18 protein-coding genes and 2 pseudogenes are annotated in these 23,041 nt (G+C 73.3%); 6 read left to right on the top strand and 14 right to left on the bottom strand.

All coding sequences use genetic code 11. From position 1 onward, the window contains the following. A partial coding sequence (locus C593_RS0124230) for an IS5 family transposase (RefSeq protein WP_018849921.1) occupies positions 1 to 334 on the top strand: 334 nt, incomplete at its 5' end. 12 nt (positions 335 to 346) lie between these two features. On the opposite strand, the pseudogene C593_RS33930 reads toward C593_RS0124230, so the two are convergent. From C593_RS33930 to C593_RS30410, 5 genes and pseudogenes are all read right to left on the bottom strand, one after another. Continuing rightward, a pseudogene (locus C593_RS33930) lies at positions 347 to 508 on the bottom strand (IS5/IS1182 family transposase); the annotation flags it as partial. A gap of 456 nt (positions 509 to 964) precedes the next feature. Then, positions 965 to 2,339, bottom strand: a pseudogene (locus C593_RS30420) (IS1380 family transposase). 491 nt (positions 2,340 to 2,830) lie between these two features. Next, entirely contained in the window at positions 2,831 to 3,472 is a 642-nt protein-coding gene (locus tag C593_RS33110; RefSeq protein WP_486591175.1) for an IS3 family transposase, read from the bottom strand. A gap of 84 nt (positions 3,473 to 3,556) precedes the next feature. Beyond that, positions 3,557 to 4,291: a DUF4142 domain-containing protein gene (locus C593_RS0124215; RefSeq protein ID WP_018849920.1), complete on the bottom strand. Its 735-nt coding sequence runs from the start codon at positions 4,289 to 4,291 to the stop codon at positions 3,557 to 3,559. A gap of 153 nt (positions 4,292 to 4,444) precedes the next feature. Next, positions 4,445 to 4,981 carry a hypothetical protein gene (locus tag C593_RS30410; RefSeq protein WP_018849919.1) on the bottom strand — a complete coding sequence of 179 codons (537 nt, stop codon included), beginning with the start codon at positions 4,979 to 4,981 and terminating at the stop codon, positions 4,445 to 4,447. Between the two features lie 218 nt (positions 4,982 to 5,199). Between C593_RS30410 and C593_RS0124205 the strand changes: the two genes are divergently transcribed. After that, on the top strand, positions 5,200 to 6,219 hold the full coding sequence (locus C593_RS0124205; RefSeq protein WP_018849918.1) for a PP2C family protein-serine/threonine phosphatase: 1,020 nt from the start codon (positions 5,200 to 5,202) through the stop codon (positions 6,217 to 6,219). Positions 6,220 to 6,321: 102 nt separating this feature from the next. Then, entirely contained in the window at positions 6,322 to 6,840 is a 519-nt protein-coding gene (locus C593_RS0124200) for a MarR family transcriptional regulator (RefSeq protein WP_018849917.1), read from the top strand. A gap of 134 nt (positions 6,841 to 6,974) precedes the next feature. Here C593_RS0124200 and C593_RS0124195 read toward each other — a convergent pair whose 3' ends face one another. The 4 genes from C593_RS0124195 to C593_RS33105 all read right to left on the bottom strand — a co-directional run bounded on the left by C593_RS0124195 (position 6,975) and on the right by C593_RS33105 (position 11,684). Continuing rightward, complete coding sequence (locus C593_RS0124195) at positions 6,975 to 8,504, bottom strand: alanine/glycine:cation symporter family protein (RefSeq protein ID WP_018849916.1); 1,530 nt, start codon at positions 8,502 to 8,504, stop codon at positions 6,975 to 6,977. A gap of 367 nt (positions 8,505 to 8,871) precedes the next feature. Further along, complete coding sequence (gene nhaA / locus C593_RS0124190; RefSeq protein WP_018849915.1) at positions 8,872 to 10,206, bottom strand: Na+/H+ antiporter NhaA; 1,335 nt, start codon at positions 10,204 to 10,206, stop codon at positions 8,872 to 8,874. Between the two features lie 145 nt (positions 10,207 to 10,351). Then, positions 10,352 to 11,404, bottom strand: coding sequence for a helix-turn-helix domain-containing protein (locus C593_RS0124185; RefSeq protein WP_018849914.1), 1,053 nt, complete (start codon positions 11,402 to 11,404; stop codon positions 10,352 to 10,354). Positions 11,405 to 11,510: 106 nt separating this feature from the next. Then, positions 11,511 to 11,684, bottom strand: a complete 174-nt coding sequence (locus C593_RS33105) for a hypothetical protein (RefSeq protein ID WP_018849913.1) — start codon at positions 11,682 to 11,684, stop codon at positions 11,511 to 11,513. Between the two features lie 361 nt (positions 11,685 to 12,045). Here C593_RS33105 and C593_RS0124175 point away from each other — a divergent pair, with 361 nt between their 5' ends. Further along, the gene (locus C593_RS0124175; RefSeq protein ID WP_026278029.1) at positions 12,046 to 12,918 is read left to right on the top strand and encodes a universal stress protein; all 873 of its coding nucleotides are present in this window, start codon (positions 12,046 to 12,048) and stop codon (positions 12,916 to 12,918) included. A gap of 301 nt (positions 12,919 to 13,219) precedes the next feature. Next, positions 13,220 to 15,016: a GAF domain-containing sensor histidine kinase gene (locus C593_RS0124170; RefSeq protein ID WP_018849911.1), complete on the top strand. Its 1,797-nt coding sequence runs from the start codon at positions 13,220 to 13,222 to the stop codon at positions 15,014 to 15,016. 51 nt (positions 15,017 to 15,067) lie between these two features. Here the strand turns inward: C593_RS0124170 and C593_RS0124165 are convergent, their stop codons facing one another. Beyond that, entirely contained in the window at positions 15,068 to 15,484 is a 417-nt protein-coding gene (locus tag C593_RS0124165) for a VOC family protein (RefSeq protein ID WP_018849910.1), read from the bottom strand. Positions 15,485 to 16,021: 537 nt separating this feature from the next. Between C593_RS0124165 and C593_RS30405 the strand changes: the two genes are divergently transcribed. After that, entirely contained in the window at positions 16,022 to 17,773 is a 1,752-nt protein-coding gene (locus C593_RS30405; protein ID WP_018849909.1) for an RICIN domain-containing protein, read from the top strand. A gap of 188 nt (positions 17,774 to 17,961) precedes the next feature. Here the strand turns inward: C593_RS30405 and C593_RS0124155 are convergent, their stop codons facing one another. The 4 genes from C593_RS0124155 to C593_RS30400 all read right to left on the bottom strand — a co-directional run bounded on the left by C593_RS0124155 (position 17,962) and on the right by C593_RS30400 (position 22,969). Continuing rightward, positions 17,962 to 19,374, bottom strand: coding sequence for a carboxyl transferase domain-containing protein (locus C593_RS0124155; RefSeq protein ID WP_018849908.1), 1,413 nt, complete (start codon positions 19,372 to 19,374; stop codon positions 17,962 to 17,964). After that, the gene (locus C593_RS0124150; RefSeq protein ID WP_018849907.1) at positions 19,367 to 20,905 is read right to left on the bottom strand and encodes an acyl-CoA synthetase; all 1,539 of its coding nucleotides are present in this window, start codon (positions 20,903 to 20,905) and stop codon (positions 19,367 to 19,369) included. The genes C593_RS0124155 and C593_RS0124150 overlap by 8 nt, the downstream gene beginning before the upstream one ends. Positions 20,906 to 20,959: 54 nt before the next feature. Further along, positions 20,960 to 21,511, bottom strand: a complete 552-nt coding sequence (locus C593_RS0124145; protein ID WP_026278026.1) for a hypothetical protein — start codon at positions 21,509 to 21,511, stop codon at positions 20,960 to 20,962. Positions 21,512 to 21,823: 312 nt separating this feature from the next. Continuing rightward, positions 21,824 to 22,969 (bottom strand): rod shape-determining protein, encoded by a 1,146-nt coding sequence (locus tag C593_RS30400; protein WP_018849906.1) that lies wholly within the window; start codon positions 22,967 to 22,969, stop codon positions 21,824 to 21,826. Between the last annotated feature and the right edge of the window lie 72 nt (positions 22,970 to 23,041).

Here is a 23,041-nt window from a genome sequence, read left to right as displayed (position 1 = left end):
GGCACTCGAGCCGCTTGTGCGCGGCATCCCGCCGATCCGCTCCCGCCGTGGCCCCCGCCGACGGCGGCCCTCCAAGCTGCACGCGGACAAGGGCTACGACTACGACCACCTGCGCCGATGGCTACGCAAGCGGGGCATCCGGCACCGCATCGCCCGCAAGGGCATCGAATCCTCCACCCGGCTGGGCCGGCACCGCTGGACGATCGAGCGCACGATGTCCTGGCTGAGCGGCTGCCGCCGCCTGCACCGCCGGTACGAACGCAAGGCCGAGCACTTCCTGGCCTTCACCGCCATCGCATGCAGCCTCATCTGCTACCGCAGACTCACCAAATGAGACGACGTCTTAGGTGTGTCCCATCCGAAGGTGGGCGAGGGTGAGCAGGGCCTGGCGGCCGGCGCTGAGGCGACGTCACCGGGAGCCGATCGCGCGGCGGTGTCGCCGTAGTTGCTGCGTAAGGAAGCGGAGGGTGGAGCTGGACACGTCGACGCCCGACGGGTAGACAAGCATGTGAAGCCTCTGGTGGAGCCGGTTCTCTTGGTCGAAAACCCATCTACCAGGGCTTCATCATGTTGTCAGGCCAACAGGCTTGCCCCAGAAACAGGTTGGAAAAGGCTAGATGCCGCCCGATCTTCCAATCTTGGCATCGGGGCGAGGCCGTCCATGCAACTTTCAGGCCGCCAAGCGCCCTGTGCGCGCTGGTCGCCAACCGTGCCCTGGCCCCGTCTTCGAGACCGACGGCCGTGGGGCAGCCACGACCTGATTGGGGACGCTTAGAGTTCAGGCTCGTTGACGGTGTGTTAAACTCAAAGGTTCGTGACGGTCCGCCGACGGAGTCGGTGGACCGTTTTCGTGCTGTGGGCTGAGGCTGTGCAGGCTGAGGTCCCGAGTGTCGTCTCGGGTGGACGCCGGGTTCCACTGCTCCGAGGTAGAGGGTTCTTTCGCAGGGACGGGTGAATCTGCTGATCAGCCGGGGTTCGGGGGGAGTGCGAGTCGGTCGAGAGCTGCGGTGATGTGGCTGGTCCAGGGCCAGTGCCGGGCCAGGCGGAGGATCCGGCGGCGGCCGGTGGTCACGAGCTGTCCAGCCGTGCTGAGCAGACGAAGCCGCAGGCGGCGGGGCTCCCCGAGTCTGGCTTCGCGGTCAGCGCGAGCATGGGCATCCAGGCCAGCAGGTCGAGAGCGATCTGCACGATCTCCAGCCAGACCCGGTTTTGTGCCATGCGCTTGAGGGGCAGGTTGCGCAGACCGGTGGCCCGGGCGGCCCGGATGCGGTCCTCGGCCCTGGCCCGCAGCCGGTGACGGAGCTCGAGCTCGGCGATCGGCCGGCCGGGCGTGTTGGTGGCGAAGCAGGTCAGCCGCATGCCGTCTGCATCCGTAAGCCTCAACTGGGCCCCGGGGTGCCGTCGTTCCTTGCGGACGATCAGCCGCATTCCCTTCGGCCGGCCGTCCAGGACGTCGCCGCTGAGCTCGGCGACCCAGGCCCCGTCACGGACCTCGCCGTCCGCCTCGACGGCCGGCGTCCAGGCCGAAGCCGGAACCTTCAGCACGTGCTGATGGATGACGTCGGTGATCACCATGCCGACCGAGTAGGACTGCCACCGTCCCCGCCGGGCGAGCCAGGCCACGAAGTCGTGGGTGCCGCCCGCGGAGTCCGTGCGGACCAGGGTCCGGCGCCCGCTCCGGTACTTCTTCGGCAGCTGGCCAGGGCCAGTTGGGCGGCGATGATGTGGTCGGACGCGGTGTTCGAGCCCGCGTTCCCCGGCCTCAGCAGGGCCGCCACGGGTTCCCCTGTGCCTCCCGGTCCGTGGTCGACGTAACCCATGAGCGGGTGGTGACCATAGGTCCGCTTCCAGGTCGGGGCTGCGTCCTCCTTGTCGGAGTGCGCGATCACCAGTACCCCGTCGAGATCGACGGTCACCATCCCGCCGGTGTCGGGCGCTGCCCGTCCGGCCGTTCGCCAGACGCGCTCGCGTGCTTCGGCCCGCGCGGAACGGATAGCCTGCAAAGCCTTCTCCCCGGAGGCCGCCAGGGAGTCGAGCAGGCGGGAGACTGTTGGGTCGGAGGCGACCGGCCCGAACACCGCCGGCTCGGCCCGCAGCATGCCGACATCCGCGAGACAGTCCCCGCCCAACGCGACCGCCAGGGCGACGTCCAGGAGGACCTTCCCGGGATCGTGCACGGACCGTGGCTTCCGCCACGGCCCGAGTGCCGCTGATATCGAGGTGTCCAGACCGGCCTTGCGGACCGTCTCCACCAGCAGGACCGAGCCGGCCTGCGAGATCACCTGACGGCCGTCGCCCTGGACGCGGACAGACGGGTATGACCCGGTAAGCTCTCTCACCTGGAAAGTGCTCTTTTCCTCGCAGCCAACAGGACCCTCAGCAAGTCCTATCGTTGCAGGTCAAGGGCACTTTTCGTGTTCTTGATCAAACACTGGACACGCCATCTCGTGATAGCGCGAGGTTAGTGATCCGTTGGGTGATGGCGGACGCGGTCGCCGAACGGGCAGGAAGCTGTGCGGTTGCTGGCGGCCGCATTGTTGGAGGGCCGGGACCGGGTGGAGGTCGCCGTCCTGTTTCAGGGTGTCGTGTACCTCAGGCGGTGGGGGCTGACCTTCCGGCGTTCGGACAAGCGGGCGGTCGAGCAAGATCCGGAAGTGGTCTGCGTATGGCTCGAGGAGACCTGGCCCTCGATTCGGGCCAGGGCGAAGGCGGAGAGCGCCGAGGTTCTCTTCGGTGACCAGGTCGGTATCCGGCTGGCGCGTTGTCCCAGCACTGCCCGGTGCCGCCGACCGAGAGGTGGACCCCGAACTCGACGGCCAGGTAAGCGAAATCACGGCTGGTGTGCTGGCAGCCAGGGGCCGAGTGGAAGATCACCGCACCAGTAGGGCGGCGGGTGCTGAGCGCTGCCCTCGGCACGTGGGCGACGAGCCCGGTTCGCAGGTGGCCGGTGGTGGCCCTGCCGAGCATGCGGCGGGATGCGATGCCGGTGACGGTGGCCGGGTGGGGTCAGCCCTCGTCGGTTGCGACGTAGGTGATGTCGCCGCACCCGCGGCTGTCGGCCCCGACCGGGTCGACGCGGAAGTCGCGCATGACCAGGTCGGGCGGGTGGGCGCATGCGGGCGGGGATTGTGGTGCGGTGACGTCGTCTGCGGTGCTGGCCGGCCAGTCCGGCCCGCCGCATCAGCCGGGCCACCCTGCGGCGCCCGCATGTCTCGCCCTGCTGCTGGAGGACGGCGGCGATCTGCTCGGTCACTTCGGCGTCCCGTACCGCCCGGGGACCTTGGTTGCCGGGCCGGCCCCGGAAGGACGTCCGGCCGGGTACGCCGCGGGGGCGGTCGGGCGGTATCCGGTAGGGCGAGAGACGGGAGGGTCGGCGGCGAACGCCACTCCACTCGCTGGACGACGGCGCCGTGCCAGCTCCGGGTCGCGAGTGGGGGTGGCCGGTGCGGCCGACCCTCCCGGCATGAAGCATTGCACAGGGCAATGGTTTCGCCTAGGGGTGTGCGCACAGGGTGGGGTGCGGTGCGGCACCGGACGGCACCGCACCCGCGTCGCACTACGAAGTGACCGCTTCCTCGACTTCCTGGAAGGTGGCGGTGTCCACCAGCCCGGTGTCCTCCAGCACTTCGAGGTGGTCGAGGACGGTCTGGTTGGCCTGCCGGGCATGGCGGCGGATCAGGTCGTTCTGCGTGGCGGCGCGGACCTCGGCGATGGTGGCGAAGATCTTGCCGTGCGACGCACGCAGCAGATTGGCGAAGATCCGGTCGAACTCCGCGCCACGGGCCTGCTCCATGCGCCGGACGAACTCCTGCTGCTCCTCGGTGGCTTCGTTCGGCAAGGGCACCCCCAGGATCTTCGCGTCCTCACGCACGAGCTGGTCGAGCTTGCTGTGACCGTCCATCAGGTGCAGCCCGGCCCTCTTCACCGCTTCGCTGGAGGCGTGCGTCTGTGCGAGACGGCCGGCGGGGATCTCCCAGAGGCCGGCTTGGCGGACGGCGACGAGGAAGGTGCGGTCCACTTGGGTCACCGGCTGCGGTCCGGCGGAGTCCGCTGCGCCGGCGGAGTCCGGCGCGCCGTCGGAAGCCGCTCCGGCGGCATCCGGGGCGGAGTGACCGGCGGCACCGGAGGCGGCATGTCCGTTCTCGCCGGCGACGACCGGCCGCGTGCCGGCCACCGCCTTGTCTTCCTCGTCGAAGACGGCGAAGAGGCCGGCGACGACCGCGCAGACGACAGCGAGGACTCCGATCGTCCATAGCGCTGAAGAGGGCTGGGTCTGTCGGCTTCGGTTCATGGTGGCGGCTCCCGATCTGACGGATGTCGTTGCAGTCGTCGGAACCCGGTTCGCGTCGGCACGGCGCGTGCCCCTCTGTACGGGAAGCGGCGCCGCCGTGTTCATCCGCGCGAGGAGATGGCGTGCGACGGGGTGCTGAACGCCGTCCCGGCACTACACGCCTCGCGGGGGCCGCCCGGTTCGACGGCCCTGAGGCGGCGGCAGCACGCTGCGGAGCCGGACGAGGCCGACCTGCCTGTCGGCCCCCGGGCCCGGCAGGTCGTTGCCGGGGCCGGAGAGCCCCACGAGGCCGCGGAGCAGACGGATGGTGAGCCTGTGGCGACCGGGGCGACGTGCCGGCACGCGGGCGCCTTCCGTCGTGCCGGGGAAGTCCGCCGACACGGGGTGGTACTGCCTGCCGTACTGGACGGTCGCCTGCGGCTGGTCCCGCAGCTCCCGGCACCAGGGCAGACGCAGCCCCGTATCGCAGGCGACGATCCACGTGCCGTCCCCCGGGGAGTGCTCGACGACCTCCAGGACCACCTTGCGGACCGACCCGGACGAGCGGTCCGTGTGGATCAGCAACAGCGTGCTCTTCCCGAACAGCGGACCCAGGCCGATCAGGTACAGGCCGACGGGCAGCCGCGCCAGGCGCGCTCGCCATCCGAGGGCGCGGCCCGGACCGCGCGGGGAATCCTGGGGCTCGGGCATGTGACCTCCTCTTCCGGCGCCTCGCCCGCCGGCGTCGGTTCAGTAACGGCCCCGAGAATCTTGCCCAGGGAAAGTTTTGCATAGGCTAAACAAGACAGGTGCCGGACGAGGAACCGGGGCGGAAGTCGGGAGGGCGCATGACGGGCAGGGCGGCACCGGGAACCGGTGTGCCGCGGGATTCGGGATCAAGGACCCTCGCCGTCCTGCCCTACGCGGTGATGGCCGTCGTCGCCGTCGCCGACGTGGCCGCCGGCCCTTCCGTGGGGCTGCTGCCGCTGGTGTCCGTCGGGCCGGCGCTCGCCGGACTGGTCGGCGACCGGCGGCGTACCGCCTTCATCGGTGTCCTCGGCCTGCTGCTGTGCCTGCTGCTGGGCGCCAACAGCGGACTTCTGGGGACACGCCGGGTGGTCACCGCGATGGCCGCGGTCGCCTGTGTCACCGCCACCGGCCTTCTCGCCGTCGCCATGCGGGAGCGCCGGGAACGCGAACTGGCGGACGTGCGCGCCGTCGCCGAGGTGACCCAGAGGGTGCTGCTGCGCCCGGTCCCGGAGCGGGCGGGACCGCTGCGCGTGGCGGTCTCGTACACGTCGGCGACCGCGCAGGCCCGCATCGGCGGGGACCTCTACGACGTGGTCGTGACCGGGGACCGGGTCCGGGTCATCGTCGGGGACGTCCAGGGCAAGGGCCTGGAAGCCGTGGGGACGGCGGCAGTCGTCCTGGGCGCGTTCCGCGAGGCGGCGCACGACGAACGGGATCTGCGCGACGTGGGAGCACGGCTGGAGCGCTCCGCCGACCGTGAACTCCACGGCGGGAAGTTCGTGACGGCGGTCCTCGCGGAGCTGCGGGGGGACGGGACCGCCCTGGTCCTCAACTACGGCCATCCCGCGCCGCTCCTCGTGGGCGCCGACGGCACGTCCCGGTTCGCCGAACCCCGCGAACGGGCACTTCCTCTCGGGCTCGGCGTGCACGAGACCGCAGGACCCGCCGCCCGGCCCGTACCGTTCGGCCCGGGCGACCGCCTGCTGCTCTACACGGACGGCGTCTCCGAGGCCCGGGACCGTCACGGCGACTTCTATCCGCTGCCCGCACGGGCGCGACTGCTGCGTGACGGCGCTCCGGGGACAGCCCTGAAGGCCCTGCGCGGTGATCTCGTGAAGCACGCAGGCGGGCCCCTGCATGACGACGCCGCGATGCTGCTGGTCGCGGCGGAGCACGAAGTGCCGCCGCCGGAGCGGTGACTGCGAGCCGGCGTCTCGGGATCCGGTCGCAGCCTGAACGCGCGATCCCCCGAAGCGAAGCCCTCGTTCGGCGCCCCCGGTGCCGGGTTGTAGAAAGAGGGCATGCCCGCCGAGTCCCGTGACCTGCCGCTGCCCGACGACGACGTCGAGGCCGTGACCCGCGCCGTGCTCACCGCCTCGCGGTTGCTCGTCGCGATCTCCGCCCGTTCTCTCGCCTCGTGCGAGGACCGGGTCACCCTGCCGCAGTTCCGGCTGCTCGTCGTCCTGTCCAGCCACGGGTCGGCCAAGCTGGTCCAGCTCGCCGAACAGCTGGCGGTCAACCCGTCCACCGCCATGCGCATGGTCGATCGCCTGGTCGCCGCGGGTCTGGTGGACCGCCGCACCAATCCGGTCAACCGGCGTGAGACCGTGCTGAGCCTCACGGAGGACGGCGGGGAACTGGTCGCGGACGTCACGGCGCGCAGGCGCGCCGAGATCCGCAGTGTGGTGGAGCGCCTGTCATCGAACGAGCGGGCGGCTCTCATCGGCGCCCTGCACACCTTCAGCGAGGCGGGCGAGGAGCCCCCGGCACCCGCCGACGACCACCCTCTCGGCTGGCCCGACGCACCCGGCGTCGCGTGAGAACGCACCGACCACCGAGCCTGGCCTCGTCAGGGGGTTGGGGGTGGGCCCGCACGCCCTGGTGGGGGTGTGCGGGCCCTGGTGTGGCGGCTGGGTGTGGCTGGGTGTGGCGGCTGTGGGGGTGGGCCGGGGGTTTAGACGGTGGTTTTGGCGGGTTCCTGGTCTTCGGGGTCGTCTTCGCCGGTGTCGCGGGCGCGGACGTAGGCGAGGAAGCGGTCGAGTTCGCGCTTGACGACGGGGGCGAGGAGGTAGAGGCCGATGATGTTGATGACGGCGAGCATGAAGAGGATGGCGTCGGCCATCTCGATCAGGGTGGAGAGGGTGAGGAGGGAGCCGGCGACGGCGAACAGGGTGTAGAGGATCTTGTAGGTGATCTCGCTGGCCCTGCTGCGGCCGAAGAGGTAGGTCCAGGACTTGAGGCCGTAGTAGCCCCAGGTGAGGACGGTGGAGATGGCGAAGAGCATCACCGCGATCGTGAGGATGTAGGGGAACCAGGGCAGGACGGTGGCGAAGGCGTCGGAGGTGATGGTGACGCCGCCGATGGATTCCCCGGCGCGGGCCTCGCCCCAGCTGGCGGGGTTGGCGATGACGATCGTCAGGGCGGTCATGGTGCAGATGACGACGGTGTCGATGAAGGGTTCCAGGAGGGCGACGAGGCCTTCGCTGGCGGGGTGCTTGGTCTTCACGGCGGAGTGGGCGATGGGGGCGGAGCCGAGGCCGGCCTCGTTGGAGAACGCGGCGCGCTTGAAGCCGATGATCAGGGCGCCGAGGATGCCGCCGGCGACGCCCTGGGGGTTGAAGGCGCCTTCGATGATCGTGGCGATGGCGGCGGGGACGGCGGTGACGTTGACCAGGATGACGATCAGGCATGCGGCGATGTAGATGCCGGCCATGGCGGGGACGAGGCGGCTGGTGACGGAGGCGATGGAGCGGATGCCGCCGAGCAGGACGATGCCGACGATCGCGGCGATGAGGATGCCGAAGAACAGGGCGCCGGCGGAGGAGCCCATCAGGCCGTCTTCTCCGCCGGTGACGGAGACGAGCTGGGCGTAGGACTGGTTGACCTGGAAGAGGTTGCCGCCGAAGAGGCCGAAGAAGAGGATCATGACGGAGGCGAGGACCGCGAGGATCTTGCCGAGGGTCTTGCCGTTCTTGCCGAAACGGTCTGCCATGCCCTTGGGCAGGTAGTGCATGGGGCCGCCGGAGACGGTGCCGTCGGGGTGGACCTCGCGGTACTTCACGCCGAGGGTGACCTCGACGAACTTGGTGGCCATGCCGAGGAGGCCGCAGAGGATCATCCAGAAGGTGGCGCCGGGGCCGCCGATGGAGACGGCGACGGCGACACCGGCGATGTTGCCGAGGCCGACGGTGCCGGAGACGGCGGCGGTCAGGGCCTGGAAGTGGTTGACCTCGCCGGATGAGTTCTTGTCGTCGTACTTGCCGCGGACGACGGCGACGGCGAGTTTGAACTTGCGGAACTGGATCAGTCCGAACCAGGCGGAGAAGACCAGGCCGGCGACGACGAGCCAGGCGACGATCAGCGGCACCTTGACGCCGGCGACCGACCATTCCCAGAAGACGACCTTGGTGAGCCACGTCGCCACGGGTTCGAAGAACTCGCTGACGCCGGAGTCGATGGACTCGGTAATGGACTGAAGTGACACGTTGGCATACCTCGATGGCGCAGGACCGGCATGCGGAGGGGTGGCTGCCGGTCGGTGGTCGGGTGTGAGCGAACGCCGTTGTCCGTCGGCGACCCGGGGTGCGCGGCGGCGTGCGCGGTGTGCGGCCCGTGCCCGCACCCTGGTTCAACTGCCGGCCGAAGCCGGTCACTGCCTGCCACGACCCGCCGGGGCCCTGACTGGAGTTGGGCATGTCTACCATGCCGTTTACGCGATTCTTAGTGACGCGGATCACATAACGGCGAGTAATGCCGGAATACGGCACCCCGGTGTTCGGATCGTTATATGAACAGACAGTTCCATGTATCGGACACCTTGTACCGCACACCCCGTGACGCACCGCAGCCCCTCAGCCCCGGAACGCCGACCCACCCCCCGAACCCCTCCCACCCCCAGCACCGCCCTCCGGGCGCTGGTAGATGTCGGGGACGCCGTCGGCGTCGGTGTCCACGTCCTCCGCCTCGGACAACTCCCGGTAGAGCCGGTTGCGCCGTCGCAGCAGTACCGCCGCGACGACGGCGGAGAGCAGGGAGGCGAGCAGCACGGCCGCCTTCACCTCGTCGCCCAGCGCGGTGCCGGGGAAGGCGAGCTCGCCGATGAGGAGGGCCACGGTGAACCCGATGCCGCCCAGCGTCGCGAGTCCGAACACGTCGCCCCAGGCGAGGTCCGGATTGAGCCGCGCCCGTGTGAGCCGGGCCGCCAGAAAGGCGCCCGCGAAGATCCCCACCGTCTTGCCGACCGTCAGACCGAGCACCACACCCAGCGTCTCCGGCCTGCTGAACACGTCCCCCAGCGCACCCGCGGAGACCTCGACCCCGGCGGCGAACAGCGCGAACAACGGGACGGCCACGCTGGCGGAGAACGGGTGCAGCGCATGCTGGGTACGCGCCGCGGGCGACTGCTTCTCCCCCCGGTCCGGCGTGGTGCGCAGGATCAGGCCCAGGGCCACGCCGGCGACCGTGGCGTGGACGCCGCTGTTGTACGTCAGTGCCCACACGACGACTCCGAGCGGCGCGTACCACCACCAGCCGCGCACCCGTCTGCGCTGCAGGAGGAAGAAGACGGCCAGCCCCGCCACCGCGCCGCCGAGTGCGAAGAGGTTCAGGTCGCTGGTGAAGAAGACCGCGATCACCAGGATCGCGCCCAGGTCGTCCACCACCGCGAGGGTGAGGAGGAAGGCCCGCAGCGCCGCGGGCAGGTGCGTGCTGATGACGGCCAGCACAGCGAGCGCGAACGCGATGTCCGTGGCCATCGGCACGGCCCAGCCCTCGCGCGAGCCGCCCGCGGTGCCGACCACCGTGAGGTAGACCGCCGCCGGCACGATCATGCCGCCCGCGGCGGCGACGACCGGCAGGGCGGCCGTCGCCGGGGTGCGCAGCTCTCCCGACACCAGCTCGCGTTTCAGCTCGATACCCGCGATCAGGAAGAACACCGACAGCAGCCCGTCCGCGGTCCAGTGCCCGACCGAGAGATCGAGCCCCAGCGCGGGCACGCCGAAGTGGAAGTCGCGGACCTGCTGGTAGACGTCCTGCCACGGAGTGTTCGCCCAGACCAGCGCCACCACGGCGGCGCCGAGCAGGGCGAGCCCGCCGACCGTCTCGGTGCGCAGGGCGCGGGCGACAGCCTGACGCTCGGGCCACGGCAGCACGCCGAGGAACGGCAGACGCGGACGGGTGCTCACCACAGGGCCTCCGGAAACACGGGACAGCGGGGCGGGGCCCTCCCCGACGCCGACCGGACTTCCCGGCACACCCGGCGCGTCCCGGCGCGTTCCCCACACCCTAACCGGAACCCTCCAGCGGCACAGATCCGCCCGCCCGCGGCAGGCCCTAGCCCCGTGTGTCCGGCCAGTTCAGGAGCCGCGCACCCACCACGGCGACCTGAAGCGTGTAGCGGTGGCCCGGATCGGCCGGATTGGCCCCCGTGAGCCGATGGATGCGCTCCAGTCGGTAGGTCAGCGCCCTCACGCTCAGGTTGAGACGGCGGGCGGCCTCCGCCGAGACGCAGCCCGCGTCGAAGAACACGGACAGCGTCTCCAGCAGCGGACCGGCACCACCCCGCGCCTGCGACAGCGGCCCGAGCGTGTGCTCCACCAGATCGGACATCGCCGCCCGGTCACGCAGCAGCACCGGGTAGACCAGCAGGTCGGCGGCCCGTAGTACAGGGGCGTCCAGCCTCATCCGCTCGGCCAGATCGAGAGCGGCGAGCGCCTCCTCGTACGAGTGCCGCACACCACCGGGGCCGGGGTGGGGCCGCCCCACCGCGACCTGGGCGCCGTCCGTGGCCGCGTGCGCGTACTTCGCGAAGTGGACGAGCACGTCGTCCTGGTCGCCCGGGGCCACGCAGACCAGGTGCCCGTCCTTCGTCGTCAGCAGGACATGCCGGTCCCCGAACCGCTGGAAGACCGCCTGCTCGACCTTCCGCAGACCGGCACCCCCTTCGTCGAAGACAGCCGGCCCTCCCGCCACGGCCACCGCATGCGCGTGCGACAGCCGCAGCCCGAACCGTTCGGCCCGTTCCGCGAGGCGCCCGAGGTCACTCCCGCCGTACAGCAGATCGTCGATGAACTCGCGCCGAGCCGCCTCCTCCCGCCGTACGGCCAGCCGCTGCGCTCCCTCGTAACCGGCGGCCAGGGCGTCCACGGACTGCTCCACGAGGGCAAGCGCGTCCCCGACGTCCCCCGAGGCCCACGCGACCCGCGCGGTGGCTATGTGCGCGACGATCATCGAACGCAGACCGAACCCCTGCTCCGCCGCCGCGTTCCCGCACGACCGGTACGCCTCGATCTCGTCGCGTGTGAGGCGGCGGCCCGACCCCACGGCGTCGGCGACCGACCGGGCCAGGACCTCCAGCTGACCGTGGTGGTCCTCCAGCGAACTCATGACGTGCCCTCCGCCCCCGAAACCGAACGGCCACACCGTACGTGACGGCGCAGGGGCCGGGGCGGCCGGTCACCCGCGTACAGCGGAAGGAACCCGGCCCCGGAGGTCAGGGGCGGTAGACGAGTTCGACCGCGATACCGGAGATGAGCGCCCAGACGCCGATGCTCAGCACCAGCCAGTGGTCCAGCACCACGCCGGCCCCGATCAGCGGTCCCGACAGCAGGAGGAGGGCGATGACCGAGCGGCGGACGGCACGGTCGGGGTGCCGCAGGGAAACCATGCGACGGAAATTACCGCGACGCCCTGCACGAAACGGAAGTCCGGACGCCTTCCCGACGCGTCCTTGACGGAACTCTGACGCCCGGACCCGGGTTCGAGACCCCGGTGCGGTAGAGCAGGGCCGGGCCGCCAGAGCACCGCGGTACGCGGGCACCGGCGCACGGGCGGGGCGCGTGTGTGCGAGCCGCGCGGGCCGGGCAGGCGAGCGGATGCCGGCCCGGACCGCCGGGGCGCCCGTGTGCCGAACGGACCACACGGCAGGGCCGATCGGCCCTCCCCGGGAGGCGCGCGTCCCGCGAAGCTGGACGCAGCGACCGGTCGAGGGGGGCCGGCACCCGTGTCGTCGTACGGAGGCAGATTCCATGACTCGCGCCGTAGTTGTAGGGGTGGACGGTTCGCCCGAGAGCCTGGCGGCGGCCGACTGGGCCGCCGGGGAGGCGCAGGTGCGCGGCCTGCCGCTGCGCATCGTGCACGCCTGGCTCTGGCAGCCACTGGACATCCCGGTCCTCCAGAACCGGGACGCGGAGGCCGAGTCCGCGCGGGCCGTCCTGCGGGAGGCCGAGGAGCGGGTGACGCACCGGCACCCCGGCCTCGACGTCAGGTCCGAGATCCTTTCGGACACCCCGGTCGCGGCCCTGGTCGCCGAGTCCGGCCGGGCCGAGCTGCTCTGCCTGGGCACTCGGGGCCACGGCGCGCTGCTCGGGTTCCTGCTGGGCTCCTACGGTCAGCAGGTGATCGCCGACGCCACGGGCCCGGTCGTCTCCGTGCGCGCCGAGGACGAGAACCCTCTGCTCGCCCCCGACGGCGATGTGGTGGTCGGTCAGCAGGGGTCCGCCGAGGAGAGCGCCGGCGTGCTGGGCTTCGCCTTCGAGGCGGCGGCCGTGCGGGGCGTGCCGCTGCGCGCGGTGCGCGCCTGGAGCCTGCCCCCGCTCTACGCCTGGCGCCCCGGCTCCCTGGCCCTGATCGACGACGCGGGCGGCCTGGAGCCGTACGAGCGCAAGGCGCTCCAGGAGGCGCTGGCCCCTTGGCGCGAGCGCTTCCCGCAGGTGGAGGTCGTCGAGCACGTGGAGATCGGCAGCGCGGGGCAGGTCCTGCTGGAGCAGTCCGCGTCGGCGGGGCTGATGGTCGTCGGGCGGCGCGCCCGGCGCGGGCCGGTCGGCACCCGGATCGGCTCGGCCGCGCACGCGGTGCTGCACCACGCCCGCTGCCCGGTCGCGGTCGTCCCGCACGGCTGACCCCTCCCGTCAGGGCCTGCGCACCCGTGCGCGCGAGCCCCGGGGCGCGCGACGCCGGGAACGCGCGCACCCCGTAGACCCGTGCCGGGCGCGGAGGACCGTCCCCCGGTCCGCGCCCGGCCGGTGCCGTCGTGCCCGTCCCGCCTCGCGCGGGGCGGGCGCGACGCGTTCTCGCCGGTGCCCGCCGTCGCTGCTCCCGCCCCTCCCGCAGCTCGTTAGGCTGGGCTCGCAGGGTCGGGGCCCGGAGGCGGAGGGAAGAAGAGTCGTGGGCGTGGAGCCGCCGTTGTCGCCGCTGCCTCGGATGAGGCTGGACGAACTCCTGGAGGAGCTCCAGGTCAGGATCGACGCGGTCCGGGGCACCCGGGACCGGGTGCACAGCCTGCTGGAGGCCGTCGTCTCCGTCGGCCGGGAACTGGACCTCTCCCAGGTGCTGCGCCGGATCGTGGAGGCCGGCGCCCAGCTCGTCGACGCGCGGTACGGGGCCCTCGGGGTGATCGGACCGGACGGCCGGACCCTGTCCGAGTTCCTGACCTCCGGGATGACGCCCGGGCAGCGTGAGCGGATCGGGCCGCTGCCGGCCGGGCACGGCCTGCTCGGCGAGCTGATCCGTCGACCGGAACCGCTGCGCCTGGCCGACCTCGGCACCCACCCCGCCTCGTACGGATTCCCGGAGCACCACCCTCCGATGCGTACCTTCCTCGGGGTGCCGGTCCGGGTGCGGGACGAGGTGTTCGGCAACCTCTACCTGACCGACAAGCGGGGCGGGCTGGAGTTCGACGCGGAGGACGAGGCGGTGATCACGACCCTCTCGGTGGCGGCGGGCGTCGCGATCGACAACGCGCGGCTGTACGAGAGTTCGCAGCGCCAGCAGCGCTGGCTGCGCGCGGGCGCCGAGGTGACCAACCGTCTGCTCTCCGGTGACGCCCGCCATGAGGTGCTGGAGCTGATCGCGCGCCGGGCCGGGGAGATCGCCGGGGCCCGCCTCGCCTCCGTCGTGGTCCCGGTCGAGGGCGCGGACGACCTGGCCGTGGAGGTCTCGGTGGGGGACGGCACCCTCCAGGGGCGGACGGCGCCGGCGGAGGGCACCCTCGCGGGGGCGGCCCGCGCGGCCGGGGCACCGGTGGTCTCCGGGTGCCTGGCGGAGGACGAACGCTTCGCCGCGGACCCGCACGCGGTGGCGTTCGCGTCCGCCGGCTCCGGCACGGCGGCCGACGCCGGTGCGGCGGGCGGCTCCGGGCCGCGACCAGGTGCCGGGCCGTGCCCCGGCTCCGGTGCGGCGGGCGGCTCCGGGCCGGGCTCGATCCCCGACCCCGGGTCCGGTCCCGGGCCCGCCGTGGCCGTGCCGCTCGGGTCCGGGGCCGGCGGCGCGCTGGTCCTGGTGCGCGACGCGGGCCGGCCCGTGTTCGCCGAGGCGGAGCTGGAACCCCTCGAAGCCTTCGCCGGTCAGGCCGCCCTCGCCCTCGAACTGGCGGAACGCCGCCGGGACGCCGAGCAGCTCGTCCTCTTCGAGGACCGCGACCGCATCGCCCGCGATCTGCACGACCTCGCGATCCAGCGCCTGTTCGCCACCGGGATGACCCTCCAGAGCGCGGCCCGCCTGGTGGACCACCCCGGCGCGGCCGAGCGCGTGGGCCGGGCCGTGGACGACCTGGACGAGACGATCAAGATCATCCGGTCGACCGTCTTCGGGCTGCGGACCCGGGACGAGGGAACCGCCCCCAGCCTGCGCGCCCGGGCGTCCCGGACGGTCGGGGACGCGGTGACCGCGCTCGGCTTCCCTCCCCGGTTGAGCATGGAGGGGCTGCTCGACACGGACGTGCCGCCGGATGTCGCGGACCACGTGGTCGCCGCCCTCGCGGAACTGCTGAGCAACGCGGCCCGCCACGCGCACGCGACCCGGGTCGACGTCGTCCTGCGGGCGACGGCCGAGGAGGTGCGCCTCACGGTCACGGACAACGGCCGGGGCATCCCGCGCGAGGGGCGGCGCAGCGGTCTGGCCAACCTCGCCGAACGAGCCCGGGCGGTGCGCGGCACCTTCGGGTTCGCCGCGCCCGAGGAGGGCGGCACCCGGCTCACCTGGACCGCCCCGCTCCGTTGACCCGGGCCGCACCGGCCGTCGGGTGGCCGCGTCCGGCGACGTGCGGGTGGCTCAGCCCTGCGGCTCGTGGATGTCGACCATCCACGCGATGCCGAACCGGTCCGTGCACATGCCGAACACATCGCCCCACATCTGCTTCTCCAGCGGGACCGTCACGGTGCCGTCGGCGGAGAGCTTCTCCCAGTAGCCCCTCAGCTCGTCCGCGTTGTCGCCGCTGAGGCTCACCGCGAAATTGGTGCCGGGGGAGTGGGGCATCCCGGGCGGTGTGTCGGCGCACATCAGGGTGAAGCCGGCCGGGGTCTCCAGCATTCCGTGCATGATCTGGTTCGCCTCGTCGCCGGTGAGGTCCGGGTTCATCTCGCCGAAGGTGCTCAGGCGCAGGTCGCCGCCGAGGACGCTCCGATAGAACTCCAGCGCCTGCTTCGCGTCGCCGGAGAAACTGATGTACGGGTTGAGGCGAGTGGCCATGGCGAATCCCTTCCTGGTGATTTCGTGGCGATTTGCCGGGATCGCAGCGTAGTCCTGTCCGGACACCGGAAACGCGTCACCGGGGCGTGTTTCCGGACTGTTCCGGGTCCGGTCGTCGCCGGACCGGGGGTTTCGCGTGGTAACCCCCTTCCGGATGGACTGTTTTCGGGCAAGCGTCAAGGAGTTCTCCACGAATGCGCTGCCATTGTTGTACTTACCCGCGTTCCAGAAACCGGTTCCGCGGGGGCGGGGGCGGGGGCGGTTCGGTCCGACGGGTCGATTGGGTCGCCTTGTGGAACTCTTGTTACTGGCCGGGCAGTTGTGCCAAGGTGAGGCTTCTTGTGATCCGCAGGACACCATTGTGATCAACCGTTCGAATTCTTTGCGGGCGAGCCTCTCCAAAAGAGGGGGCGCCGTCCCCGGAAAGGTGTGTACCAACAGGTGACCGCCTTTCCGTCGGCCGTCGGTGTGCTGCCGACCGGAACCGACGGTCGCACAGCAACCCCCCACCGCAAAGCCATGGATGGAAAGACGTCGATGCAGCACCCCAGCACGCCCGGGAGCGTGCCCCCCGACCAGCCGGGCCGCACCCCGGGGGTCTCCGACGAGGAGCTCGCCGCCGAGTTGTACGGCGGCGCCGCCGACCTGTTTGCGTACCCCGTCGCCGCACTGCTCGCCCGGCACTGGCAACCGGTCTTCGACTACGCGGCGTTGTGCGCGCCCTCCGCGAAATCCGCGTCGATGCTCGCCACGGCGGCTTTCTCCCAGGTGCTCGACAATCTCGCGCGCAACGGCGCGGGCGGCGCGGTCCGCCCGCAGCTGCTGGTCACCACCCGGCATATCGCCAAGGCGTGGGCCCGCGACCCGCGCGTGACCACGATGCTCCCCGGACTGTCGATTCCCGAGCCCCCGCCCGAGAGCCGGCAATTGGTCTCCCGCGCTTTCCACGCAATGCCGATGGTCGCGCAGGTCCTGCTGTGGCATGCCGAGACGGAGGCCGAAGGCATATCCATACCCGCCGGTTTGCTCGGCCTCGATCCCCGCGTCGCCTCCGACCAACTGGAGCAGGCGCGCGAACAGTTCAGGGGCGCCTGCGTGCGCACCCACCGCGAGTACGCGCCCACCGGCGAATGCCGCCACTACAACCGGCTTCTCGACATATCACTGCGCCGCGGCGGAAGCCTCATCCCCGACGTCCAGGTGCACCTTTCCGAGTGCCGCTACTGCGGGTACGCGGCCGACCAGCTCGACCAGTCGGGCGGACGTCTCGGTGTCCTCCTCGCTCAGGCGCTGCTCGGCGGCGCGGCCGCCGGGTACCTGGCGTCCCGGCCCGGCCGCCGCCGGCAGGCCCGGCTGAAGGGCGGTGGACCGGACGCGCCCACCGGGCCGGACCGCGGCGGCCCGGGCACGTCCGCCGGGCGGGGCGGCGGGCGGCACTCACGGCCGGGCACCGTCCGGGGCGGCGCGCAGCCGGCCCGCGCCCGTGTGCGCACCGCCCGCACCGTGCTGCCCGACCTGGTGCTGCGCGGCCGGCGCGCCGCGGTGGAACGGCCCGGGCCGACGGCGCTGGGCCTCGGGACGGCCGTGGTCGTCACGGGTGTCCTCGTCGGCACCCTGGTCTCCCTGCTGTGGTCCGACGAGACCGACCACACGGACTCCACCGCCCCCAGCGGGGCGGTCACCGGCACCGCCCCGGGCACACCGGGCACGCCCGTGCCCGACCCCTCGGCGACGTCGGCCGGCAGCCAGACCGGGCCCTTCACCCTCGTGCTGCGCAACATCGACGCGGACCTCTGCGTCGACTTCGCGGGCGGCGAGGCGGACGCGGACGCCGACGTGGTGATGGCCGCCTGCTCCACCGCGCCCAGCCAGCGCTGGGTCTACGAGCGGGACGGCCGGCTGCGCAGCGCCCTCGCGCCCGGCCTCTGCCTGGACTCCCGGAGCCTGGGTGGCATCCTCGTCGCCGGCGACTGCACCGGCCGCGGCGCGCCCGACGCGGCGGACGTCCGCTACGACCTCACCCTCCAGGGCGAGATCGTCCCGCGCTGGAACGAGGGCCTCGCCGTCGTCCCGGCCGCCCCCGACGCCGGTTCGCCGGTCGCCGTCAAGGTCCGCGACGACGCACCGCCCCAGCGCTGGGCGACCGGCGGCGCCCCCCGCTCCGGCACCCCGGACGCCTCCGGCACGGTGGGCGACGCCCCTTTCGCGGAGAAGGCCGACGCCCCTGACCCGTCGGCCTCGTCCGCCCCCCTCCACCGGATCGGCGCCCCGCCCGCCCCGGGGCGGTGAGCCCGGGCGGCCGGTCGCGCGGCCCGGCGGAGCCGAGCCGGCCCGGGGGCACGGTCCGGGCGGCACGAGCCGTGCCGCCCGGACCGTGCCCGCGTGCGGGCTCGCAGGGCGTCGAGGCCCGCCCGCCGGACGGGCCCGGACCTGGTCGCGGCCCGGGGCCGCCCCTCACCCACCTCCCGCGGGGCCGTTCAGCGCGGTGCCCCCGGGCCCACGATGCCGCGGATGATGCCCAGGCCGGCCAGGTCCTGGGGGCGGAGGCGGAGTTGGTCGGCGGTGTGGGCGACGCGGGAGGGATCGCGTTTGAGGATCGCCGCGGCCAGTTCCGGGGCGATCACCGAGAAGTAACTGTCCGGCGTGGCCCAGGTGTTGTCCGGCGCGGCCAGTGCCAGCGCACCGCCCGAGCCGCCCTCGCCGATCAGCAGGGTCGTCACCGGTGTCGCCGCCGAGGCGACGGCCGTGAACAGGTCCGCGATCGCCGCGCCCGAGGCCGCCCGCTCCGCCGCGTCGCCGTTCGCCGCACCCGGGGTGTCGACGAGGGTCAGCACCGGGAGCCCGAAGCGGCCGGCCAGGCGGACCACCCGCGCGGCCGTCCGGTACCCGGCCGGCAGGGTCGCCGTCCCCGTCTGCGCCACGTACGCCACCGGACGCCCCGCGTGCAGACCGACCCCGCACAGCATCCCGGGGTCGTCCCCGCCGCACCGGTCGCCGCGCAGGGGCTCCCGCCGGTCGAAATGGTCGTCCAGATAGGCCGCCGCCCGGGGCCGCGCCGGGTCCCGTGCCGCGCGGACCGCCTCCCAGCCCGAGTGCGGCAGCACCGGGTCCTCGGCGAGCGCCCGCGGCACTGCCGCCGGACCGGGTGCCGTGCGTGCCTCGCCCGCGTCCGCGTGCCCGAGGGCCGCGACCCAGAAGCCGAGGACCTCCCGCAGCGCCTCCGGCCGGACCACCGCGTCGACCTGACCGGCCGTGAGCTGGCCCTCCGCCGTGTACGCGGCCGGGTCCGCGTCCGCCGGGCGGACCCGGGAGCCCGCGAAGCCGACCTGCGCGCCGGGCAGCGCGAGGATCACGTCGGCCGCAGCCCCGAGGACCGCCCAGCCGCCGCCCGTCGTCGGGTCGCGCAGCACCGCGACGTGCGCGACGCCCGCCTCCCGCAGCCGCACCGCCGCCCGTGCCACCCGCTGGAGCTGGGACAGCGCGATCATGCCCTCCTGCATCCGGCTGCCGCCCGTCGCGATCAGCGAGACCAGCGGGACGCGCTCCTCCCGGGCCCGCGCGTACGCCGCCTCCAGCCGGTCCCCCGCCCGGGCGCTCAGCGAGCCGCCGAGGAAGCCGAACTCGAAGGAGACGAGGACACAGCGCCGCCCGCCGATCACCGCGTCGCCCCAGACGACCGACTCGGCCGAGCCGGTGCGCCGCGCGGCCCGGTCGCGGGCCGCGCCGTAGCCCTCCCAGCCCAGCGGTCCGTCGTCGGTGGCGGGCACCTCGGCGACCTCGTGCTCGGTGAACGCGTCCGCCACCAGGGCCACGGCCTCCCGCGCGCCCGTCCGCCCGGAGCCGGGCCCGCCGGGCCCGGTGGAGCCCACCGTGTTCGTCGGCTCAGTCATCGCCCAGCGCCCGCTTCATGATCTTCCCCATGTCGTTGCGCGGCAGCGCGTCCAGGAACCGGACCTCGCGCGGCCGCTTGTGCGGTGCCAGCTGGGCGGCCACATGCGCGCCCAGCTCCTCGGCGGACGGCGGGGCGGCGGCATCCGCGGCCACCACCCAAGCGACCACCCGCTCCCCGAGATCCGCGTCCGGCGCCCCCGTGACCGCCGCCTCACGCACCCCGGGGTGGTCGAGGAGGACGTTCTCGATCTCGCCGGCGCCGATCTTGTAACCGCCGCTCTTGATCAGGTCCGTGGCGCGGCGGCCGACGATCCGCACCTGGCCGTCCGCCTCCCGTACCGCCATGTCACCGGTGCGGAACCAGTCGCCGCTGAAGGCCGCGGCGGTCGCGTCCGGCCGGTTCAGATACGCGGTGAACAGGTTCGGCCCGCGGACCTGGATCTCGCCGATGGTCTCCCCGTCCCGGACGTCGAACGGGCTCCCGTCGTCGTCCACCAGCCGCAGTTCCACCCCGCGCAGCGGCAGACCCACCGTCCCTGGGCGGGCGTCGGAGTCCGGGCGGACGCTGGTGTTCATCAGGGTCTCCGTCATCCCGTACCGCTCGACGACCCGGCGCCCCGTCGCGGCCGTGATCCGCGCGTGGTCCGGCAGCGGGAGGGCCGCCGAGCCCGAGACCAGCAGCCGCGCCCCGGCGAGCGCCTTCACCAGCTCCGGGTCCGACGCCAGGGACTCGGCGATGCGGTGGTACATGGTCGGCACGCCGAACAGCATGGTGCCGCCGCCCGCCAGCTCCCGGCCCACGCCCTCCGGTGTGAACCGGCCCAGGTGCCGCACCTCGCCGCCGTGCCGCAGCGGACCGAGGATCCCCAGGATCAGCCCGTGCACATGGAACAGCGGCAGCGCGTGGACGAGGACGTCGTCGGCGGTCCACGCCCAGGCGTCCGCCAGCGCGTCCAGCGTCGCGGCGACGGCCCGGCGGGGTAGGACGGCCCCCTTGGGCGGCCCGGTCGTCCCGGAGGTGTAGACGACGAACGCGGGTGCCTCGTCGTCCGTGGGCTCGTCCACCGGCTCGCGTTCCCGGCCGGTGCCGTCGCCGGTCACGGGGGGGTGCGCGGGGTTGTCCACCGGGAGGTGCGCCGGGATGTCCACCGGGGTGTGCGCGGGGATGCCCATGCGCTCCAGGCCCGCGAGCCCGGCGGGCAGCTCCGCGCCGGGGGCGGTCAGCACCAGCGCGGGCGCGCTGTCGGCGAGGATGTGCGCCAGCTCCCGTTCCCCGGTCCTCGGGTTGAGCGGTACCACGGGGACGCCCGCCAGCAGGGCGGCCACCGCGCCCACGGCGGTCTCCAGCTCGGGCACCGCCCAGAGCGCGACCCGGCCCTGTCGGCCGGTGCTCCCCAGGCGGGCGGCGAGAGCCCCGGCGGTGCCGGCCAGTTCGCGGTAGCTGAGGGACCTGTCCCCGAAGCGCAGGGCGGTCCGGTCCGGACGGCCGGCCGGGGCCGGGTCCGTCAGGGCCGGGAAGAGCGCACTCACTCGTCGACCTCCAGTCGTCGCGTGCCGCGCCCGCCGGCGCGACCCTGCGAGGCATCATGGCCTGCCGCGCCCGCCGGCCGCACCGCCACCCCACGGAACCGGCCGTTCCGCCACCGGGGCCCGAGCCGGTCCCCGGCTGTTCCCCGAGCGTTCCCCGAGCGTTCCCCGACCGCGGCGCGAGCCCGCCCGGCCCGCCCCCCTGCCGGCGCGCGCCGGGGCCGGTGCCCCGGACCCGGTCCGCGTTCCGAAGGCGGTGCGCAGCCGTTCGCCGAACCGGTCCGGGCCGCAGGGCGGTCGCGCGATCCGGTCCCGCTCGGCGGGGTCGAGTCCCTCGGCGAACACCTCGCCCACCAGGCCGTGTTCGGGGTCGAGGACGGTCAGCACGGCGTAACGGGCCCCGGTGACGCTGACCGCCCCGGCGGCGATGTGCCGCAGGGCGGGCCGGAGTTCACGCCCGTGCTCTGCCCCGGCGCCGGCCACCGCCTCGGACAGCCCGGACGGCCCGGCCGCCTCGGACAGCCCGGACGGCCCGGCCGGCGCGGACAGCCCGGACAGCCCGGACAGCGCGGACAGCCCGGACGGCCCGGCCGGCGCGGTCGCCCGCACCGGGCAGGGGCGTGCCCCGGCACCGCGTGCGGGGCTGCCCTGGGGGCCCGCTCCCTGTGGTGGGCTGCTCTGTGTGCCGGCACCGTGTCCGGGGCCACCTTGTGGGCCCGCGACATAGGGGGGAAGACCGTGTGCCGGACGACCATGTGCCGGGCCACCGTGTGCCCCCGCCACATGTGCCGGACCACCGTGTGCCGGACGACCATGTGCGGGCACGCCATATGGCGGGACACCAGGTGTCCCGCCACCACCCGCCGCGGCGCGCCGCCCCGGCTCCGGCTTCCGCTCCGTCGACTCCTCGTCGCCCCCGGGTCAGCGGAGGTCCGCACCCGCGTCGGAGTCGACGACCCCGTGGCCGGCCATCGCGTTCTCCGGCTCCTCGTCGAAGACCGGCCCCATCGCCGGCTGCGCCTCCGGGATGCTCTCCGCCAGCGGGTCGAGGATCATCGGCCGGATGCGACCCTCCAGCATCGCGCCGAGGCCCTGGATCGTGCAGGTGTCGGGCCGCTCGGCGATCTGGACCGGCATGCCCGTCGCGTCCCGCAGCATCTGGTCCAGGCCCGGCAGCAGCGCGCTGCCGCCCACCATCATGATCCCGCGGTCGACGAGGTCGGCCACCAGGTCCGGCGGGCAGACCCGCAGGACCTTGCCGATGCCGTCGATCACCGAGGTCAGCGGGGTCTGGATCGCGTCCCGCACCGCGGCGGTGTCCACCCGGACCGAGCGGGCGAGCCCGGTGGCGACGTCCCGGCCGTGGATCTCGGTGACCGCCGGACCCTGCTCGGTGAGGCCGTTGCCGTGCAGGGCCAGTTGCAGGGGCCGCACCGACTGGCTGGGGAGCAGCAGTTCGTGCTGGTGGCGCAGGTGCTGGATGACGGCGTAGTCGATGGCGTTGCCGCCCACCGGGATGCGTTCGGCGGTGACGATCGAACCGAGGGAGAGGACGGCGATCTGGGTGGTCGCCGCCCCGCACACCATGATCATGGTCGCGGTCGGCTGCTCGACCGGGAGTCCGCAGCCCACGGCCGCCGCGATCAGGGTGTCCACCAGCTCGACCCGCCGGGCCCCCAGGCCCACCAGGGTCTCCACCGTCGCCCGCTGGGCCAGCGGGTCGCTGTCGTGCGGGGTGCTCGCGGCGGCGCGCAGCCGGGGCTTGCGGCGCAGCTGGCGGCGGAGCTTCTCGCCGAGGAGGTGACGGAGCATCCGCTGCGCCATCTCGATGTCGACGACCGTGCCGCCGGAGACCGGGCGGGCGACCCGGATGTAGTCGGGCGTGCGCCCCGTCATCTTCTCGGCGAGCGCGCCGACGGCGATCAGCGCGCCGGTGCGGGTGTTCACCGCGGCGACGCTCGGCTCGTCCACGACGAGCCCCGAGCCCTTCACGTAGACGCGGGTGCGCGCCGCCCCGAGGTCGACGGCGACGTGGCAGCGGTGCAACTGCTCAAGACTGACGGTCACGGCAAGTCCTCCCGAGTGCGGTACGTACCTGTCTCGCATCGTGGGTGCGGGAGGGGCGGGGCGCGCGCTGTG

The sequence above is a fragment of the Streptomyces sp. CNT372 genome, assembly GCF_000377145.1.
The sequence above is the reverse complement of the archived record's forward strand: the minus strand, read 5'-3'. Positions and strand labels throughout refer to the sequence as shown.

Bases quoted from the DNA above. Each gene is read 5' to 3' on its own strand.
- C593_RS33110 (WP_486591175.1), bottom strand. From the start codon at position 3,472: ATGCTTCATGCCGGGAGGGTCGGCCGCACCGGCCACCCCCACTCGCGA.
- C593_RS0124215 (WP_018849920.1), bottom strand. From the start codon at position 4,291: ATGAACCGAAGCCGACAGACCCAGCCCTCTTCAGCGCTATGGACGATC.
- C593_RS30410 (WP_018849919.1), bottom strand. From the start codon at position 4,981: ATGCCCGAGCCCCAGGATTCCCCGCGCGGTCCGGGCCGCGCCCTCGGA.
- C593_RS0124205 (WP_018849918.1), top strand. From the start codon at position 5,200: ATGGCCGTCGTCGCCGTCGCCGACGTGGCCGCCGGCCCTTCCGTGGGG.
- C593_RS0124200 (WP_018849917.1), top strand. From the start codon at position 6,322: ATGCCCGCCGAGTCCCGTGACCTGCCGCTGCCCGACGACGACGTCGAG.
- C593_RS0124185 (WP_018849914.1), bottom strand. From the start codon at position 11,404: ATGAGTTCGCTGGAGGACCACCACGGTCAGCTGGAGGTCCTGGCCCGG.
- C593_RS33105 (WP_018849913.1), bottom strand. From the start codon at position 11,684: ATGGTTTCCCTGCGGCACCCCGACCGTGCCGTCCGCCGCTCGGTCATC.
- C593_RS0124175 (WP_026278029.1), top strand. From the start codon at position 12,046: ATGACTCGCGCCGTAGTTGTAGGGGTGGACGGTTCGCCCGAGAGCCTG.
- C593_RS0124170 (WP_018849911.1), top strand. From the start codon at position 13,220: ATGAGGCTGGACGAACTCCTGGAGGAGCTCCAGGTCAGGATCGACGCG.
- C593_RS0124165 (WP_018849910.1), bottom strand. From the start codon at position 15,484: ATGGCCACTCGCCTCAACCCGTACATCAGTTTCTCCGGCGACGCGAAG.
- C593_RS30405 (WP_018849909.1), top strand. From the start codon at position 16,022: ATGCAGCACCCCAGCACGCCCGGGAGCGTGCCCCCCGACCAGCCGGGC.
- C593_RS0124155 (WP_018849908.1), bottom strand. From the start codon at position 19,374: ATGACTGAGCCGACGAACACGGTGGGCTCCACCGGGCCCGGCGGGCCC.